Origin of the sequence: Salinibacter ruber DSM 13855 (assembly GCF_000013045.1) — a bacterium.
In the GTDB taxonomy this organism is placed as follows: Bacteria; Bacteroidota; Rhodothermia; order Rhodothermales; family Salinibacteraceae; genus Salinibacter; species Salinibacter ruber.
Genome location: NC_007677.1, coordinates 2876339 through 2894830, shown reverse-complemented (window position 1 = coordinate 2894830; position 18492 = coordinate 2876339). Strand labels below are relative to the sequence as shown.

The following is an 18492-nucleotide window of genomic DNA, read 5'->3' as shown; positions in this document are numbered from 1 at the left end:
TCCGAGTTTCGATCCGTCCTTGCTGGGCTTGCGTGCACGGGTCTCCAGTGGGGGGACTGCTCGGCATCGTGGGGGTCCTCATTCTCGTGCCCGTCAATGTGGGCCTCCTCGGCCGGCCCGTGGCGTGGTGGTACCCAGGGGGTGGGGGCACAGAGGCACTCGTGCTCTGGGACAAGGCCCTCGTGACGCTTCTCTGCGCCGGGGCCGTCTGGGCCGGACGGACACGGAGTCGGGTGTCGGTTGCACGGGCCGTGGGAGGGGCGATTGCCCTTGCCATCGCGGTGGTGTCGCTGGTGCACGACGCCTACCGCGGCGTGCTGAGCATCGAGTACGTGATTCTTCTCTATCTGCTGACCGTCGTTGTCATTCCGTACCGCCCCTGGCAGACGCTGCTCCTAGGGGGGGTGCTTGGCGCCGTGCTCTACGGCCTGGGCAGCGTGGGGCTTCCCGGCACCGGCGCGGCCCGTCCCGACCTGGTGGCCCCTGGACACCTCGTGCGGATGGGGTTCGTCACCGTGGTCCTGACCGGCGTGTCGACCCTCCTCTACGCAGTGCGCCATCGCCGGTACCGGGCGCGGCGACGGGCAGAAACGCTCCACGAACAGGTGGCCCAGCTCGAACGGGCGAAAAGCCGCTTCTTTGCCGATCTCTCCCACGAGTTTCGCACGCCCCTGACCCTGATCCTCGGGCCGCTCCGCCAGGCACTGGGGAAACAGGGGGACGAAATTCCGGGGCCCCTCCGCGAGCGACTGGGGCAGGCGGACCGCCAGGCCCGCCGGATGGCACGGCTCGTGGATCAGCTGTACGACCTCGCCCGGTTTGACGAGGGGGACCTGGCCCTCCAGATGCGGCCGCACGACCTGGTGGAGCTGATCCGGACGGTGGTGCCGCCCCTGCGGCAATGGGCACAGGCGAAGGGGCTCACCGTCCAGGAGGACGTGGGGCCGGAGTCCCTTGCGGTGCCGATGGACGTGGATCGGGTCCGGCAGCTCGTGACGACGCTCCTCTCGAACGCGATCCGGCACACGCCGGAAGAGGGGACGGTGCGCCTGCGGGTGCGGCGGGGCGACGATGCGGCCGAGATTGCCGTGCGCGACACGGGCCCGGGACTGCCGGAGGCCCTTCAGAAGCGGGTGTTCGGGGATGCCGACAGCTACGTGCCTGTCCGCGGAGAAGAAGAGGCCGGGTCCACGGCGTCCACCGATCCAGAACGATGGATTGGATGGGGCATCGGGCTGGCCCACGCTCGCGCCCTGGTCCGGCGGCACGGGGGCGACATCGATGTGGAGAGCGAGCCGGGGTTTGGCACGGAACTGACCGTGTGCCTGCCGCTGGGGCGCGACCCCGAGGCGGCGGTGGAGGGGCCCGTCGCGGAGGCAGCCGTCCCGTCCGTGGAAGACGGGGCGGGGATGGCCGGCTCGGGGCGTGTCCCTGCAGGGGAGCCCCCGACGTCGTCGGACGAGGCTCCCCCGGACGCCCCCGCCGTGCTCATCGTAGACGACGAGGCGGAGATGCGGGCGTATCTCCGGGACCTCCTCGGACCGGACTATTACAGGGCGGCCGTCGCCGACGCCGACGCTGCGCTCGACCGGCCCCGGGACCGGTCGTTCGACCTCGTCCTCTGCGACGCGTCGTTGCCGGCCGGGGGCGGGAAGAAGCTGTGCCGCGCCATCCGCGAGGACGACGATCTGCGTCACCTGCCGATCCTCCTGCTGACGGCCCGCCCGAACGGAGAGCGGGCCGGCGATTCCCTGAACGTGGGGGCCGACGCGTACGTGTCGAAGCCGTTCGACCCGTCCGAGCTGCAGGCCCGCGTGGAAAACCTGATCGGCATCCGGCAGATCGTGCAGGACCGTGTCCGGCTGCCCGACTGGATGGCCCCGGAGGCGGAGACGACCGTCTCGTCCGAAGAGGAGGCCTTTCTCGAATCGCTGAATGACGTGGTGACGGCGCACATCGACAACAGCAACTTTGGGGTCGACTGGCTGGCCGACGAGATGGACCTGAGTGCCCGCCACCTTCGCCGCCGCATCAAAGACGCGACCGGCCTCTCGGCGTCGGGGTTCATCCGGACCCGGCGCCTGCAGCGCGCCGCCGCGCTGCTGCGGCAGGATGCGGACACGGTGTCGGACGTGGCGGCCGCCGTGGGGTACCGGGACCCGAGCTACTTCTCGCGCCTCTTCCGCGAGACCTTCGGCTGCCCGCCGACCGAGTACGCCGCGCAGGAGGCCCCCGAAGACCCGGACATGGGTCCCTGAATGGCCGGACACGGCCGGTCTTTACCATTGGACGACCGGTTTTTGGGATGTCGGATGGCGTCTGTGTGGGCCCGTCGCTGCGTGGGGGTTGCGATAGCGCAATGGGACGCGGCCCAATCTGCGCAGCACCACACCGTTGCCGTCTCACGACATTGTACGAAAGCCATGACTCAGTTCTTCGTTGCAAGCACGACGCAATTGGGCTCTCGCTTTCGGCCCGGTCGGGTCGCCCGACGGATCGGCGTTGTTCTGGTCGTAGTGCTCGGGGGCGTGTCGCTCGGGCTGCCCGGGGCCCTCCACGCCCAGGAGGCAGGGCCTCAAGAACCGATGTATCGCGTGGAGACGACCGGCGGGGAGGTTGTCATCGGCACGCTCGTATCCGAAGGGGAGGGGGAAGTGGTCCTGGATGCGCGGGAGCTGGGAGAGGTGACCCATCCAGCACCAGAACATCGAACGCATGGCGGAAATTCCGCCGGGGCGCTTCCGGGATGGGGCGTACTGGTTTCAGAATCCACAGTCCACGCGGTATTTCTTTGCCCCAAACGCCATCGGAATTCCGCAGGGACAGGGGTACTACCAGAACACCTGGGTTTTCCTCAACAACGTGAACTACGGGGCCACCGAGAATTTCTCCATCGGGGCCGGGACGGTGCCCGTCTTCCTGTTTGGGGCGGAGGCGCTCCCGATCTGGGTCCTGCCCAAGGTGTCCATCTCAACGCCCCGGGACAACCTTCACCTCGCCGGCGGGGCCGTGTTCGGGGGCGTTCTGGGAGCGGGGGACAGTGAGGGGGCCGGCCTCCTCTACGGATCCGCCACGCTGGGCAATCGGGACCACAACGTCACGGTGGGGCTCGGATACGGCTACGCGGACGGCGGATTCGCGAGTCGGCCCGCGATCAATGTCAGTGGCATGATGCGCGTGGGGCAGAAGACCTATCTCATTACCGAAAACTACTTCTTCCCAGGGGTCGACGACGCGAATCTCATCTCGTTGGGGGTCCGCTGGGCCCCCGAGAATTTTGCGGTCGACTTCGGTCTGGTGCGTCCCCTCACGGCCGCGGACGGGGTCATTGGGCTCCCCTGGCTGGGGGTGACGCTTCCGTTTGGGTCGTAATCGGAAGCAAAGGGGGCGCGCCGCCGGCAGCCCCGGCGCCCCGACGCCACGGCGCGGCCGTCGCCCCTTTCGCCCGCACTGATCACCGCGGGGACCGGGCGCGATCGCCCGGGTGGCAAACCGCCCGCCACTCGTTACAGGATCGGGCAGGAATTCGGGGTCTGCCCGGCGCGTGAGAGGAACAGCGGAGGGGCTGTTGCGGTGCCATCCTCGTCCAAATTTGGTTGCTGCCTCTCCTCATGAACCGCCGCTCCTCCATGGCCCTTACCGACCGCACGACGCTTGGCGAACTCAAAGAGGCCGACTATCAGGTCCGCTCCGTGAAGGACGAACTGCGGGCCAATCTGATGCAGAAGCTCCGTGCCGGCGAGGAGGTCTTTCCCGGCATTCTGGGCTACGACGAGACCGTCATTCCGCGGATTCAGAATGCCATCCTCGCGAAGCACGACCTCATTCTTTTGGGGCTGCGCGGGCAGGCCAAGAGCCGCCTCATCCGCATGCTGCCGCGGCTCCTCGACGACCACATTCCGGTGATCGAGGACACACCCCTCAACGAGGATCCCTTCAATCCGATCACCAAGCAGGGGCGCGCAATCGTGGAGGAGCGGGGCGACGACACGCCGATCGAGTGGCTGCCCCGGGAGGCGCGCTACGGCGAGAAGCTGGCGACGCCGGACACCACGATCGCCGACCTCATCGGCGACATCGACCCCATCAAGGCCGCCAACGAGCGGCTCACCTACGCCGACGAGGAGGTTATCCACTTCGGCATCGTGCCGCGCACCAACCGCGGCATTTTCGCCATCAACGAGCTGCCGGACCTCCAGCCGCGGATTCAGGTGGGCCTCTTCAACATCATGGAGGAGCAGGACATTCAGATCCGCGGCTTCAACGTGCGCTTCCCGCTCGACGTGATGATGGTCTTCTCCGCCAACCCGGAGGACTACACCAGCCGCGGCAACCTCGTGACGCCGCTCAAGGACCGCATCGACAGCCAAATCACGACCCATTACCCGAAGACGATCGAGACGGGCATGTCCATTACCGAGCAGGAGGCGTGGCAGGACCGCGCCGACGGGGCGGCGGCGGTGGACGTGCACATCCCGCGCTTCTTCCGCGAAATCGTCGAGCAGGTGGCGTTCGAGGCGCGCGAGAGCGAGTACATCGACCAGACCTCCGGGGTCTCGGTCCGTGTGACGCGGGCGGCGCTGGAGGCGCTCATCTCCGCGGCCGAGCGGCGGGCGCTTCTCAACGGCGAGGACGAGACGACCGTCCGCGTCAGCGACCTGATGCACGTGGCCCCGGCCATCACCGGCAAGGTGGAGCTCGTCTACGAGGGGGAGCAGGAGGGTGCCGAAGAGGTGGCGCTCACGCTGATCGGGCGGGCCGTCCGGGCGCTCTTCGACGAGTACTTCCCCGACCCGAGCGACAAGGAAGAGGGCCGTCCCGAGTACAAGGACGTGCTCGACTGGTTTGCGCAGGGCCGCTCCATCGACCTGGACCAGGACATGAGCGACGCGGCGTACGCGGAGACGCTCGGGCAGATCGACGGCCTCCAGGCGCTTGCGGAGGAGTACCTCTCGCCGGACACGACCGGCGAGACCCACACGGGCATGGAGTTCGTCGTGGAGTCGCTCCACCAGCACTCGCTCGTGGGCAAAGAGATTAGCGACGGCGGGCAGACCTACGACGACATCATGGGCTCGATGCTCTCCTCCATCGGCGACGGCGGCGTGCCGGGCGATGACTTCGACGAGGGCGACTTCGACGACGATGACGACGACACCGACGACCCGTTGAGTCGGTACCGGTAGTGTCGAAGCGGTACACCCGTTGATCCCTCTCTCAAACACCTGCGCCCGACGATGGAGAGCTCGCCGCACGTATCGATCCGGAAGGCCACGCCCGACGACGCGAAAACGCTCGTGGACCTCATCGTGGAGCTGGCCACCTACGAGAACCTGCTCGACGAGGCCGAGCCGAGTGTGGAGCTGCTGGAGGAGCACCTGTCGGCGGAGGCGCTCACGGGCTGCGAGGCGCTCCTCGCCGAGACGGAGCGCGACACGGCGGTCGGCTTTGCGCTCTTCTTCCACAACTACTCCACCTTCCAGACCAACGCGGGGCTCTACGTGGAGGACCTGTTCGTGCGGTCCACGTACCGCGGGGAGGGCATCGGGCTCGCGCTGTTTCGGCGCCTCGCAGAAATTGCGGAGAAGCGGGGCTGCCGCCGCATCGACTGGGCCGTGCTGGACTGGAATACGGAGGCGATCGAGTTCTACGACGAGCTGGGGGCCGAGCCGCTCGACGACTGGACGACCATGCGCCTGGACGAGGAGGCCATCGAAGAGATCGCGACGGCGGGCGCGGCGGCGTAACGGTTGGGGGGCGGCCCCGCTCTGAACCGTGACTCATCTCGCCACGCCCGTCCGTTCATCTCTAGCCCCGTGAAGACGCTCGCCATCATCCCCGCCTTCAACGAAGCACAGGCCATCGGCCCGGTGCTCGGCGACCTTCCCGATGGGTGGGTCGACGAGGTGGTGGTCGTCAACAACGCCTCGACCGACGCGACGAAGGCCAACGCCCGGGCCGCCGGGGCCACCGTCGTCGACGAGCCGCAGCAGGGCTACGGGGCCGCCTGCCTGCGCGGCATCGCCTACGCGGAGACGAGGCAGCCGGACGTCGTCGTGTTTCTGGACGGCGACTACAGCGACCACCCGGAGGAACTGCCGCGCCTCGTGGAGCCGATTGCCGCCGACGAGGCGGACTTCGTGGTGGGGTCTCGCATTCGGGGGGACGCCGAGCCGGGCGCCCTGCTCCCGCAGGCACAGGTGGGCAACCGGTTCGCCTGCTCCCTCATGGCGCGCCTCTGGGGGGCAGACTACACCGACCTCGGCCCCTTCCGGGCCATTCGGTTCCGCGACCTGCTCGCCCTCGACATGCAGGACGAGACCTTCGGCTGGACGATCGAGATGCAAATTCGGGCCCTCGAGGCCGGGCTCCGGGTCGAGGAGGTCCCCGTCTCGTACCGGCGCGGCATCGGGCCCTCCAAAATTACGGGCACCCTCTCGGGCACCGTGAAGGCGTCCGCCAAGATCCTCTGGACCATCGGCCGCATGGCCGCGACGACACACCGGCGTGCCCCCCGGCTTCGAGAGCGGGTCGACCGGGCCCGCACCGACGCCCCAACGCCCAACCCAGGGGGCTGAACCTTTGCCCCAGGGCGTCGTTTTTCTCTCGGTTCGTCACGTTATCCCCCGACCTTTCGCCCCCGCACGCCGCCATGGAGCCCGACATCTGGTACAACGGAGAATTTATCGACCACGAGGACGCTGAGATCCACGTCCTCTCCCACGTCATCCACTACGGGTCCTCCGTCTTTGAGGGGATTCGCTGTTACGACACCGATCAGGGGTCGGCGGTCTTCCGGCTCGAGGAGCACATGCAGCGCCTGGTCGACTCGGCCAAGGTGTACCGGATGGACATTCCCTTCGACCTCGACGAGCTCGTCGAGGCCGTTGTGGACACCATCGAGCGGAGCGGCCTGCGCGGGTGCTACATCCGGCCCGTCGTGCTTCGGGGCGAGGGCCCGATGGGCGTCAACCCGCTCGAAAATCCGGTGGAGACCTTCATCGCCGTCTGGGAGTGGGGCGAGTACCTCGGCGAAGAGGCCCTGGAGAAGGGGGTGGACGTGGAGGTGGCCAGCTGGAACCGCATGGCGCCCAACACCTTCCCGGCAATGGCGAAGGCGGGCGGGAATTACCTGAACGCCTCCCTCGTGAAGATGAACGCCATCAAGAACGACAAGATGGAGGGCATCATGCTGAGCACGGACGGCTACGTGGCCGAGGGGAGCGGCGAGAACCTCTTTGTGGTAAAGAACGATACGCTCTACACCGCGCCGACGGGGCTGTCCATCCTGCCCGGCATTACGCGGGCCTCCATCATCGCGCTGGCCGAGGAGCGCGGCTACGAGGTGGAAGAGAAGAAAATTCCCCGGGAGGCGCTCTACACGGCCGACGAGCTCTTCTTTACCGGCACGGCCGCCGAGGTGACGCCCATCCGCACGGTCGACGACTACACGATCGGCTCCGGCTCGCGCGGGCCCGTCACGAAGGAGATGCAGGACGCGTTCTTCGAGGTCGTCGAGAAGGGGCACGACCCGCACGACTGGCTGACGTTTGTGGACGTGCCGGCGGCGGACGAACCGGAGATGACGGCCTAAAGGACCCTGTCTGGAATTGAATGCTCGCGGGCCCATCCCTTCCGGGGTGGGCCCGTTTCGTTTGGGACGCGCTACTCCATCACGCCGTCCGTCTCCAGCGCCCGCGGGTCGGCCTGAATCCAGTTCGTGAGGTAGTGGGTGGCGACGTAGAAGAGGGGCGTGTCGAGCGCCGCGATGCCGAGCTTGAACACGTACTGCCCAAAGACGATGCCCTGCCACGTCTCGAACGCGAGGGGCGTCGTGCCCGGATTGCCGTCCACCTCCGGCCAGATCACGAGCGCGATGGTGACCACCATGATCGTGTCGACGAGCTGGCTGAAGAAGGTGGACCCGTTGTTGCGGAGCCACATGTACTTCCCGTCCGTGAGCCGGCGCCAAAACTCGAACAGCTGCACGTCGATGAACTGGGAGGCGAGGTAGGCGACCATCGACCCCAGCACGATGCCCGGCAGGAGGCCGAAGACGGAGTTGAACGCCTCCGCGGTCACGGGCGACTGCTCGTAGGTGGGGGCCGCGTTCGCAATCCACACCACGATCGTGATGAAGACGCTCACCACGAACCCGGCCCCGACGACCGTATTGGCGCGCTTCCGCCCGTAGATCTCCGAGATGAGGTCCGTCGCCAGAAATGTCACCGGGTACGCGATGATGCCGCACGAGAGCTCCTGCCCGAACAGGACGAAGAACTTGCTCGCGACGGCATTCGTGATGACGAGCGCCCCGATGAAGAGGCCGGCCAAGACGGTGAAGGCACGCTCGGCCCGCGACGGGTCGGCGTTCCGCAGGTGGTCGAGGTCCTGGCCCGGGAGGGTCGCCTCGCGTCGTGTAGTGGTGGGGGAGTCGGAAGGAGGCACGCGGCGGAAGGGAGCCTGTGAAGAAGTGTGACCTTGTCTGCACACCCGAGTGTGCCCGTTCGTTTCCCGGTTGAGCAATCGTAACGAACGCCGAAGACCCGGCGCCAGGTTGCGGCGTCAGGGGGCGGCGTCCGTGACCTGCAAGAGCTCGTCGGGGGCGGCGTCGAGGAAGGCGGTGGGGCGCCGGTCGTAGCCGCGTTCCCGCTTCGGGTAGGTGAGCACGAGGTGGCGCTCGGCGCGCGTCATGCCCACGTACAGGAGGCGACGGCTCTCGCGGCGCTCCTTGGGGTCGCGCGCAAAGTAGGGCGGGAAGGCGTTGTCGTGCACGTCCATGCAGACGACGCGCTCGAACTCGAGCCCCTTGGCGCTGTGGTAGGTGGAGAGCGTAATCACGTCCTCCCCCTGCGGCGTCGTCTCTTCGCCCCAGAGCGCGAGGTGCGCAAGCAGGTCCGCCAGCGCCTTGCTCCGGAGCGGGCGGTCGGCGTAGGGGGCGAAGAGGGCGGCCAAGCGGCGGGCGAGGCCGGGCTGGAGGCCGGCAGAGGCCGTGAGCAGCGCCTCCTCGTCGATCAGCGTGTAGAGCGCGTGCTGGCGGAGGCGATCCGGCAGGGCCCGGGGCAGGAGCGAGCGCAGGTCGTCACCGGCGGGGGAGGCGTCGCGCAGGGCCCACGTATGCCCCACCTGCAAAAAGACCTGGGCGTCGTCCGACAGGGCCTCGGGGGCGGGGGATTCGTAGGTGAGGGCGGCCACGAGGAGCGGCAGGAGCGGCTCGTGGGCCAGACGGCGGCGCCGGCGCGCGCGCTCCTCCTGCATGCGCGCCAGGATGCGCTGCTGATCCTCACAGTCGGCCAGGGCGCGATGGGCGGTATCCGCGTCGTCGTCCAGGAGCGTCTCGCGGAGGTGCGCGGCGTCGTAGCGGCGAAGGTCGGGAAACAGCTCGTGTGCGGCGGGCAGCAGGTCGTACGTCGTGGCCCAGTGGGCGTCGGCCTCGTGGGTGTTGGCGAGGCGGCGCAGGACGCGGAAGTCGTAGCGCTGGCCGTTGTGGGCGACGAGGGGCGCCCCGTCCACGAAGGCACAGAAGTCGGCCCAGACCGCCGCCTCGGGCCGGGCCTCGTCGAAGTCCGACGCCGGATCCAGGCCGCACACCGTGCGGAGCGTCTCGCGCTCGTCGGCCGTCAGGTCCTCGGGCAACTGCACGAGCTCCGAGAATCGGTCCACCACGGTTCCGTCTCGCACCTTGAGCGCCCCAATCTCGGCGACGCGGCAGTGGCGCGGGTCGGTGCTCGTGGCTTCGAGGTCGACCATCACGTACTCCGGAAAGAGCGGCTCGGGGGCGGACGGGCCGCTGGTCATCTGCAGGAGCTTGACCAGCCGGACCGAGGGGCTATGAAAGGTGGACTCGGGATCCACGACGTGCACGTTCTCCGGGTCGACCCCGAGCAGTGTCTTCTGGCCGGACGGCAGGGCGCCGTCGGGCGCGAGCAGGAGGATCTGGGGCGTATCGGTCGATCCCGAAAAGGCCCCGGTCCGCTCGGCCCAGCGGAGGAGCGCCTCCAGGTCGTTCGTGAGGACCACGTCGTCGGCCCCGAGTGGCGGAATGCCTTCGTCGGCGGGGCGGGCGAAGAGGGCCTCCTGCATTTCGGGCAGCGGCGCGGGCGGATCCGTTTCGAGGTCGAGGGCCCGCCGCACCAGCTGCCGCCAGAGCCGCGTGATCTGGGGCGTGCGGTGGTGCAGGAGCAGGCGGGGCGGGTCCCCGGCCCGCGCATCGCGGGCCTGGGCCCGGCGCCACTCGTCGAGGACCGTGCCGGCCTGGCGGACGGACGGACGAGAGGCCGGATCAGTCAGGGTGTCGGCGTAGCGGCGGAGCAGCTGGAGGGGATCTCCGAGCTGCCGAAGGGCAGTGCGGGTGAAGGCGCCGATGGTGAGGCCGTCCTCCTGTGTGTTCTGCAGGAGGTTGGTGATCGTGGCGTAGGTCTGGTCGAGGCGGTCCGTGGCCGAGTCGAGGCCGGCGCTGCGGCGGGCCTGCTCGTTGGAGACGACGGTCTGGAAGGCCGTCCAGAGGGTCGCGTCCGGCATGCTCCGCTCGCCGAAGTCGCGCAGCCGGGCCATCGTGTCGTCCGGCAGCAGGTGGGACAGCAGCTCCGTCATGGGGGCGTCGAGCGGCCGGCCGCGACGGCGGGCATCGACGACGCGGAGCAGGGCGTGCAGCTTCTGCGCCGGAGGGGTATCCAGGAGCGCCTCGCTCTGGCTCGTCTCGCAGGCGAGGCCGGCCCGGAGGCACGCCCGTTCCAGGGCCGCGAGGCGGCGGTTCCAGCGGGTCAGGACGGCCAGGTCGCTCCGCTCGGCCCCGTCGTCCAGCCAGTCGCGCAGTTGCCGGAGCACGTGGGTCCGTTCGGCCTCAGGGTCGTCGCAGGCGACCAGCTGCACCGGCTGTGTGCCGGCGTTCGACGTGCGAATGTCGCCGCGCTGTTTGAGGCGCTCGTCGGCGTCGAGCACCGCCTCGGCCACCGCGTAGATCGAGCGGTTTGAGCGGTAGTTGGTGGTGAGGACGTGGCGGGTGCCGCGCTCGGCGCTGCAGTCGAAGCGGTCGATGTAGCGACGCAGGTTGGCGGGCCGCGCCCCGCGGAAGCGGTAGACGGACTGGTCGTCGTCGGCCACGCAGTAGAGGTGGGCGCCCGCCTCGCCGAGGCGGCGGATGATGTCGAACTGCACCGGGTCGGTGTCCTGAAATTCATCGACGAGGACCGCCCGCGTCTCGTCCACGAGGTCGGCCCGCACGTCCGGGTGACTGCGCAGCAGGTCGCGCGTCTTGACGAGCAGGTCGTCGAAGTCGAGCGCGCCCCGGTCCCCGAGCATCTCGCCGTAGGCCCGCAGGCCTTCGGTGAGCCGCCCCGACACCGTGTCGATCCCGAGCTTAATGCGGCTGACGTGGGTTTTGACCTGGCGGTAGCTGTGGAGGTCGTTTGCCTCGCACCAGCGCTCGTGCGCCTCGTACCAGCGCTGCCAGAAGGCGTCCGTGACCGTGTCGTCGACCACGATGAAGTCGTCGGGCACGCCCGCCGGGGCCGAATGGGCGCGGAGGGTTTTGTAGCAGAAGTGGTGAATGGTGCCCGCCCGGACGTGCTGCGCCTCCGGGCCCACGAGGGCGGCGAGGCGGCTCGTGAGCTGCTGCGCGGCGCGCCGCGTGAAGGTGACCAGGACGAGGCGGGAGGGCGTCACGGCCTCGTGCTCGATGAGGTGGGCGGCCCGGCACACGAGGACGCGGGTCTTGCCGGTCCCCGGCCCGGCCACCACGAGCTGCGGATCCATCGACGCCGTCACGGCGGCCCGCTGGTCGGGGTTGAGGTCGGGCCAGTCGGCGGGGCGGGAGGGCACGGGGGCGTAGGCGTAAAGAAAGAGGAGAGGGAGAAAACGGCGTGTGCGGTGAGGAACGACGACGCGCCCACTACTCGGACGTGCCCGTCGCGGGCTCCAGGCCGAGGGCGGCGAGGAGGAGCGCGGCGGCGACGGAGCGGCGCATACAGAGGCGATAAGAATCTGCAAGGGAAGGCGCGTCCAAGATATGTGACGCGGGCGCCAACGAAAAGCGACAGAGACGTGTGGAGGAAAAAGAAGAGGGGCGGCGCGCGGAGCAGGACGGGAGGGGACCGGGCCCCGATCCGCATCAGGGCTCGGGACGGAGGAAGGGCACGAACCGGACGGGCGCGAGCGTCCGTCTCGTAAGTTTGCCGTCGTCGTTCGTGACGAGGGTGAGGTCCTGCGGGCCGCCCGCCGGGCCCACCGGCACAATCATGCGGCCACCCGTCGAAGCCATCCCCGTTCCGGACGACGACGTTGCGGTAGCCGAGGCGACGGAGGCGCTTGGTGGCGCTGGCGGCCAGGTCGGGAATGATTTCGATGGTGTAGACCGAATCCACGATCGAGGCCAGCACGGCGGCCTGGTAGCCCGAGCCGGTCCCCACCTCCAGGACGCGGTCCGCCGAATCCGGCCGGACGAGCGCCGTCATCCGGGCCACGATGTAGGGCTGGGAGATGGTCTGGTCGTGGCCGATGGGGAGCGGGCGATCCGCGTAGGCGAGCTCCGGAGACACCTCAGGCACGAACCGGTGGCGCGGCACGGAGCGCAGGGCGCCGCGCACCGCCGGATCGGTGAGGCCCCGGGCGGCGATCTGTTGCTGGACCATGCGCTCGCGCAGGTCTTGATGGGGCCACGAGGTGTCGGGCGGGGGCGCAACGACGAGGAGGGCGAGGAGGACGGGGAGCATGGCAGGGATTGAACACCTTAAAGTGTGAACAACTACTAACAGATCGTCCCAAGTGGGCGTTCAAGGTGCATGCAAGCTGGCTCTCTACAGGATTTCCACAGCATCTCTTTGAAGCGGTGCCTTAGTTGGGGGCGTCATATTTCTACACACCGACGTCGCGAGTACGCTATGCTTCCGTTTTCTTCTCCTTGCCGTCTCTCCGCCTTTGGGTCGCTGCTGTTGGGACTGGCGGTCGCGTGTGCAAGCCTGGGGGCCCTATCGCCTGGGATGGCACAGGCGTAGTCCTCCGCCACTGTCCAGGGACGGGTGGTCGACGCCGAGACGGGCGCTCCCCTTGCCGGGGCCAACGTGCAGGTCCTGGGCACCCAGCGGGGCACCAGCGCCGACACCGACGGGCAATATCGCGTCCGGGTCGCGCCGGGCGACCTCCGCCTGCGAGCGAGCTTCGTCGGCTACTCGGCGGAAACGGAGCAGCTGCGCGTGGAGGCGGGCGAGACGTACACGTTCGACTTTGAGCTGACGCCCGGATCGACGCTCGACGACGTGGTGGTCGTAGGAAGCCGGGGCCAGAGCCGGTCGGCCCTCCAGTCGGCCGTCCCCGTCGATGCGCTTCCGGTCGGGGAGTTGACGACCCAGTCGCCACAGACGGATCTGAACCAGTTGCTCACCTACACGGCGCCGTCATTCCAGGCGAATCGTCAGACCTCATCCGATGCGACTGAGTTCATTGATCCGGCAACCCTTCGGAGCCTGCCGCCCGACCAGCTGCTCGTGCTCGTCAACGGCAAGCGGCGCCACAAGAGCTCCCTCGTCAATACGCTTGGCACGGTGGGGCGGGGCGCCGTGGGGACAGACCTGAACGCCATTCCCTCGGCGGCCGTGCAGCGCGTCGAGGTGCTGCGCAACGGCGCTTCGGCCCAGTACGGGTCCGACGCCGTCGCTGGGGTCCTCAACCTGCAGATGAAGGAAGCGACCAATCAACTCACAGCCGACGTCACGACAGGACTGCGCAACGCCGGGGATGGGGAGGTCGTGAAGGTGTCGGCAAACTACGGCTTTGCGGTTGGCGAGGAGGGCTTCGTCAACGTCACGGGGATGTTTCGGGACCGGGCGCGCACCAACCGGGCCGACGGAAATCAGCTCATCCTCTTCGACCAGTCGGACTTTCCGAACGGCGTTGCGCCCCCGTCGGGCTTCCCGTTCGCGTATCCGCAGGTAGCCGGCATCATCGGAGAGGAAGCCGCTCAAAACGCCCGACGCATCGACAACCAGATCTTGAATCAGCGCGGGCTGGAGCGGTCCGACTTCCAGTTCCGAGTGGGGCAATCGGCCGTCCAGCAACGGGCCGTCTTCCTAAACTCGGAAGTAGGACTGGGCAACGACGCGACGCTCTACGCCTTCGGGGGCCTCTCCTACAAGAATGGAATTGGGGCTCCCTTCCGACGGCTTCCATTCAGCACCTCGGCCATGCCGTACCGGGCGTCCAACACTGACCCTGCCCTCTTTCCAAATGGTTTCCAGCCGGAGATGAACTCCGACGTGGTCGACCAGTCGCTCACGATTGGGGTGGAGGGCACGATTGGGGGCTGGACCTGGGACCTCAGCAACAGCTACGGGCGCAACAGCCTGGACTACCAGATGGACAACACGGTCAATGCGTCCCTCCTCCAGGCCAGTCCCACCAGCATCTACGCCGGTGGGCACGCCTTCAGCCAGAACGTGACCAACCTCGATGTGTCGCGCTTCTTCGACGACGCGTTGGCGGGCATCAACGTGGCCTTTGGGGGAGCCTACCGGACCGACCGGTACCAAATCTTTTCGGGGGAGGAAGCCTCGTACCGCAACTACGGCCGCGTCCAGCTGATCGATGACACGAGTGCCGCGAGCCCCCGATTGGTCACGCGCGACACGCTCGGCAAGGAGCCGGGCACGCAGGGCTTCGTGGGCTTTCGGCCGGAGAACGAGGTGGACCGCACGCGCAGCAACGTGGCGGCCTACCTCGATACGGAGGTGAATCTCACGGAGAACCTTCTGGTGACGGCCGCCGGCCGCTACGAGAACTACAGCGACTTCGGGGGCACCCTGAACGGGCGTCTGGCCGCCCGGTGGGGCCTGCTCGACGGGCGCCTCAACCTACGCGGGTCGGCGAGCACGGGGTTCCGTGCCCCGTCCCTCCACCAAATCTACTTCAACGAGGTGCGGACCGACTTCGACGATCAGGGACAGCTCGTGAACATCGGAACCTTCAGCAACGACAGCGAGGTGGCGCGCGTTCTGGGCATCCCGCAACTTGAAGAAGAGCGGTCGCGCAGCTACAGCGCCGGCATTACGGCCAGCCCCATCGAGAACCTTGACCTCACGATCGATGGGTACCAGATCTACGTGGACGACCGCGTGGTGCTGACGGGAGAGTTTAGCTCGGGGCTCTCCAATCTGCTCGCAGAGGTGGGGGCACAGAACGCACAGGTATTCGCCAACGCCGTAGACACGAAGACGACCGGCCTTGATGTGGTTGCGACGTATCGCCTTCCGCTGCCCACCGGCACCGTTGAGCTCTCGGCCGCCGGCAACGTCAACGACACCGAAATCCAGGCATTGACCATCCCCGAGACCGTTCGCGCAAACTACGAGGGAGACGACCTGCAGGGCACGTTCTTCGGCCGACAGGAGCAGGGCTTCCTCACGGAGAGCAACCCGGAGTCGAAGGTGACGCTCTCGGCCGATTACCAACTCAGCGCGTTTGGCCTTCTGGTCCGCACGGTGCGCTTTGGGGAACAGGTGCGGCCCGGCTTCGCGCAGAATCAGACCCACAGCCCCGAGTGGGTGGTCGACGCTACGGCCTCGTACGACCTCACGGAGGCGGCGACGTTGAGTGTCGGCGCCAGCAACCTGTTCAACAACTATCCCGACGAGCAGGTCTTTGGAAACTCGTACGCGGGTGTCTTCGACTACGCGCCGGTGCAGCAAGGGCTCAATGGGGCCTTTTACTTCGCCCGCCTCAACGTCCAGCTGTAACGGCTCCCTGTCGGGATGCAAGGCAGGACGCTACGGGCGGGGTCCGGAGACCGGGGCCTCGTCCGGGGCGCCCCACTGGCTGGCAAAGTAGAGGGCTGCTCCTACGGCCACGATGCCGAGCCCGATCAGCGACTCGGTGGGGCGGTCGAGAAACACGTACACGAGGATCCAGGCGTTCGCCGCCAGGAAGAGGAGCGGCGTCACCGGGTAGCCCCACGTCGTGTACGGGCGATCGATCTCGGGCCGGCGCCAGCGGAGGACGAACACCCCGGCGACCGTCACCATCGTCGACAGGATGAGCGTAAAGCCGGCGTACACGAGCACCTGGTCGAAGGTGGACGTGTAAATGAAGAGGAGGGCGAGGCCCAGCTGGAACAGAATGGAATTGACGGGAATCCCCCGGTCGTTGGTGACCGCGAGCCAGCGGAGCGCGGGGGCGTCCTCGCCCATCGCCTGGGTGACGCGCGGCCCCAGGTAGACGAGGGCGCTCACGGTGGAGATCAGAAGCAGGGCGATAAACAGCGACATCACCTCGCCCCCTGCGTCCCCGAAGATGACGGAGCCGGCGAGAAAGCCCACCTCCACCTCCCCGGCCATCTCCTGGGCGGGCACCGTGTATAGGAAGACGAAGTTGAGCAGCACGTAGAGGACCGTCACGAGCGCGGTGCCCAGCACCAGCGAGAGCGGCAGGTTGCGCTGGGGATCCCGAATCTCCCCGACAATGTAGATGGCAGCGTTCCACCCGGCATAGGCGTACGACACGAACACCAGCGACACGGCGAAGCCGGGGCTCAGGAGCTCGTTTAGGCCGTCTCCGCTGGGGGCGACCGTGATGCTGTGCGTCGGGTCGGCCCGAACGGCCGCGCCCACGAAGACGAGGATGAGCAGCACCTTCAGGGCCGTAAACGCGTTCTGGAACCAGCTGCCCCACGTGATGCTCGTGGCGTGGATGGCGGAGCAGAGGAGCACGATGCCGGCCGCCAGGTGGGTGGACGACAGGCTCGGGAAGACCGCGGTGGTGTAGTCCCCAAAGGCAATGGCGGCGAGTGCGGTGGGCCCCGCAAAGCCGAGTGTCGCCGAGATCCACCCGGCAATGAAGCCGAGCGAGGGGTGGTACAACTCCGAGATGAGATGGTACTCGCCCCCGGAGCGGGGAAGGGCGGCGCCCAGCTCCCCGTAGGTGAGGGCCCCGCAGAGCGAGATGACGCCCCCTACCGCCCACAGCATGAGGAGCGCGAAGGGGGAGTCCAGGTACTCCACCTGAAACCCGACGCTGGTGAAAATGCCGGTGCCGACCATGTTGGCCACTACGAGCGAAGCGGCGGTCAGCAGGCCCACTTTGACGGGCGTGCGGTCGGGCGTGGTCATTCGCGAAGGCGGGGTGGGGCGACGGGACGCGAGGCCGGACGCCGCGGGCCACGAGGCCGTGTCACGGCCATCGCGGTCCCGGAACGCTTCCGGCCAAACGAAAACCCCCTGGCTGCGAACGGCAACCAGGGGGCGGTGCCCGAGAGAGGACTCGAACCTCCACGGCCTATAACGGCCACATGGCCCTCAACCATGCGCGTCTACCAATTCCGCCACTCGGGCAGGTCGACTTCAAATTGCGAATCTGGAATGACGAGTGTGAGGGGCTTGTTTCGGCCGTTGTTCTCTGCCGCTCGCCACTCGCGCATGCAGTGACCCCGGCAGGATTCGAACCTGCGACTCACGGATTAAAAGTCCGTTGCTCTGCCAAGCTGAGCTACGAGGTCAAAATGTCAAAGACACACTCCTGTATATGCTGCCCCGTCGCATCTGTTCGTGGCGCGCGGCGTGAAGCGTTCGTGAGGCCGGAGCCGGACGACCGTCTGGACCGTCGTCCGACCGTCGAGGACGGCACGCCTCGGTCCATCGTGCAGGGCCATTTCTCATTTTCCCGCCCACTTTTGTATGATGGTCGGGCCGCTACACGCCTCCGCCAAGCCCGTCCTAAAAAATGGGTGCTGTGTCCCCGCCTCGGCGCCCGGGGCGGACTGGGGCGGAAATACGGCGGGTCTGACGTTCCACGTTGCTCCCTTGCACGAACCTCTCTCCTCTACCATGGATGTTCTTGTCGTCGGCGGCACCGGCACCATCGGCAGCGCCGTCGTGGACACGCTCTCGCCCCGGCACGACGTAACGGCGGTGGGGCACACGAGCGGCGAGCTGCAGGTCGATCTGGCCGATCCCGAATCGATTGATCGGCTCTACGACGCCGTGGCCCCGCAGGACGCTGTGCTCTCGTGTGCAGGGGAGGCGGCCTTCGGCGAGCTTCTCGAGCTAACGACCGACGACTTTTCCCGCAGCCTGTCGAATAAGCTCATGGGACAAGTACACCTTGTCCGCCACGGGCTCGACGTGGTGCGCGACGGGGGGAGCTTTACCCTCACGAGCGGCGTGCTGAGTCAGGAGCCAATGCCGGGCAGCGCGGCCATCAGCCTCGTCAATGCTGGCGTCGAGGGGTTCGTGCGGGCGGCCGCCCTGGAGGCGCCGCGGGACATCCGGGTCAACGTGGTGAGCCCGCCCTGGGTGGCGGAGACACTCGATGAAATGGGCGAGGATCCCAGTGACGGCCTGCCGGCGGCGGCCGTGGCGGAGGCGTACCGGACGAGCCTGGAGGGCGACATGACGGGCGAGACCCTCGATGCGCGGGCCCTGGCGTAGTCCGTGTGGGGCCTGCCGTGTTGCCCATGTGCCCCGCCGGCGGTCGGGGGAGGGCGACCGAGGCGAGGCGACGACGGAGGAC

Annotated in this window: 12 protein-coding genes, 2 tRNA genes and 1 pseudogene; 9 read left to right on the top strand and 6 right to left on the bottom strand. The window is 67.8% G+C overall.

Annotation, left to right across the window (positions count from 1 at the left end; all coding sequences use genetic code 11):
* Positions 1–32: 32 nt before the first annotated feature.
* From SRU_RS12215 to SRU_RS12190, 6 genes are all read left to right on the top strand, one after another.
* Entirely contained in the window at positions 33–2258 is a 2226-nt protein-coding gene (locus SRU_RS12215) for a hybrid sensor histidine kinase/response regulator transcription factor (RefSeq protein ID WP_164923617.1), read from the top strand.
* Between the two features lie 457 nt (positions 2259–2715).
* Entirely contained in the window at positions 2716–3372 is a 657-nt protein-coding gene (locus SRU_RS12210) for a hypothetical protein (protein ID WP_011405042.1), read from the top strand.
* 257 nt (positions 3373–3629) lie between these two features.
* Positions 3630–5186 carry a magnesium chelatase gene (locus SRU_RS12205; RefSeq protein ID WP_112905276.1) on the top strand — a complete coding sequence of 519 codons (1557 nt, stop codon included), beginning with the start codon at positions 3630–3632 and terminating at the stop codon, positions 5184–5186.
* A 51-nt stretch (positions 5187–5237) separates the two neighbouring features.
* A complete protein-coding gene (locus tag SRU_RS12200; protein ID WP_011405040.1) occupies positions 5238–5747 on the top strand; it encodes a GNAT family N-acetyltransferase in 510 nt (169 codons plus the stop codon).
* A 69-nt stretch (positions 5748–5816) separates the two neighbouring features.
* Positions 5817–6578 carry a glycosyltransferase family 2 protein gene (locus tag SRU_RS12195; RefSeq protein ID WP_164923616.1) on the top strand — a complete coding sequence of 254 codons (762 nt, stop codon included), beginning with the start codon at positions 5817–5819 and terminating at the stop codon, positions 6576–6578.
* Between the two features lie 74 nt (positions 6579–6652).
* Complete coding sequence (locus SRU_RS12190) at positions 6653–7594, top strand: branched-chain amino acid transaminase (RefSeq protein ID WP_011405038.1); 942 nt, start codon at positions 6653–6655, stop codon at positions 7592–7594.
* A 71-nt stretch (positions 7595–7665) separates the two neighbouring features.
* Here the strand turns inward: SRU_RS12190 and SRU_RS12185 are convergent, their stop codons facing one another.
* The 3 genes from SRU_RS12185 to SRU_RS15770 form a co-directional block, all read right to left on the bottom strand.
* Positions 7666–8448 carry a queuosine precursor transporter gene (locus tag SRU_RS12185; protein ID WP_237701729.1) on the bottom strand — a complete coding sequence of 261 codons (783 nt, stop codon included), beginning with the start codon at positions 8446–8448 and terminating at the stop codon, positions 7666–7668.
* Positions 8449–8565: 117 nt separating this feature from the next.
* On the bottom strand, positions 8566–11820 hold the full coding sequence (locus SRU_RS12180) for a UvrD-helicase domain-containing protein (RefSeq protein WP_011405036.1): 3255 nt from the start codon (positions 11818–11820) through the stop codon (positions 8566–8568).
* On the bottom strand, positions 11763–12710 hold the full coding sequence (locus tag SRU_RS15770) for a protein-L-isoaspartate O-methyltransferase family protein (RefSeq protein WP_011405035.1): 948 nt from the start codon (positions 12708–12710) through the stop codon (positions 11763–11765). Before SRU_RS15770 ends, SRU_RS12180 begins: the two co-directional genes overlap by 58 nt.
* Before the next feature lie 303 nt (positions 12711–13013).
* Between SRU_RS15770 and SRU_RS15645 the strand changes: the two are divergent.
* A pseudogene (locus tag SRU_RS15645) lies at positions 13014–13646 on the top strand (carboxypeptidase-like regulatory domain-containing protein); the annotation flags it as partial.
* A gap of 24 nt (positions 13647–13670) precedes the next feature.
* On the top strand, positions 13671–15725 hold the full coding sequence (locus SRU_RS12170; RefSeq protein WP_341475708.1) for a TonB-dependent receptor plug domain-containing protein: 2055 nt from the start codon (positions 13671–13673) through the stop codon (positions 15723–15725).
* A 30-nt stretch (positions 15726–15755) separates the two neighbouring features.
* Here the strand turns inward: SRU_RS12170 and SRU_RS12165 are convergent, their stop codons facing one another.
* From SRU_RS12165 to SRU_RS12155, 3 genes are all read right to left on the bottom strand, one after another.
* On the bottom strand, positions 15756–17093 hold the full coding sequence (locus SRU_RS12165) for an APC family permease (RefSeq protein WP_011405033.1): 1338 nt from the start codon (positions 17091–17093) through the stop codon (positions 15756–15758).
* Between the two features lie 136 nt (positions 17094–17229).
* Positions 17230–17315: transfer RNA gene (locus SRU_RS12160), tRNA-Leu, on the bottom strand.
* Between the two features lie 90 nt (positions 17316–17405).
* Positions 17406–17479 (bottom strand) — tRNA-Lys (locus tag SRU_RS12155).
* Between the two features lie 328 nt (positions 17480–17807).
* On the opposite strand from SRU_RS12155, the gene SRU_RS12150 reads away from it, so the two are divergent.
* Positions 17808–18410 (top strand): short chain dehydrogenase, encoded by a 603-nt coding sequence (locus tag SRU_RS12150; RefSeq protein WP_043552545.1) that lies wholly within the window; start codon positions 17808–17810, stop codon positions 18408–18410.
* Positions 18411–18492 lie beyond the last annotated feature (82 nt).

What these genes read in the sequence shown, in the direction of transcription:
- SRU_RS12205 (WP_112905276.1), top strand. Translation starts at nt 3,630, where the DNA reads ATGGCCCTTACCGACCGCACGACGCTTGGCGAACTCAAAGAGGCCGAC.
- SRU_RS12210 (WP_011405042.1), top strand. Translation starts at nt 2,716, where the DNA reads ATGGCGGAAATTCCGCCGGGGCGCTTCCGGGATGGGGCGTACTGGTTT.
- SRU_RS12190 (WP_011405038.1), top strand. Translation starts at nt 6,653, where the DNA reads ATGGAGCCCGACATCTGGTACAACGGAGAATTTATCGACCACGAGGAC.
- SRU_RS12200 (WP_011405040.1), top strand. Translation starts at nt 5,238, where the DNA reads ATGGAGAGCTCGCCGCACGTATCGATCCGGAAGGCCACGCCCGACGAC.
- SRU_RS12150 (WP_043552545.1), top strand. Translation starts at nt 17,808, where the DNA reads ATGGATGTTCTTGTCGTCGGCGGCACCGGCACCATCGGCAGCGCCGTC.
- SRU_RS15770 (WP_011405035.1), bottom strand. Translation starts at nt 12,710, where the DNA reads ATGCTCCCCGTCCTCCTCGCCCTCCTCGTCGTTGCGCCCCCGCCCGAC.
- SRU_RS12165 (WP_011405033.1), bottom strand. Translation starts at nt 17,093, where the DNA reads ATGACCACGCCCGACCGCACGCCCGTCAAAGTGGGCCTGCTGACCGCC.
- SRU_RS12170 (WP_341475708.1), top strand. Translation starts at nt 13,671, where the DNA reads ATGAAGGAAGCGACCAATCAACTCACAGCCGACGTCACGACAGGACTG.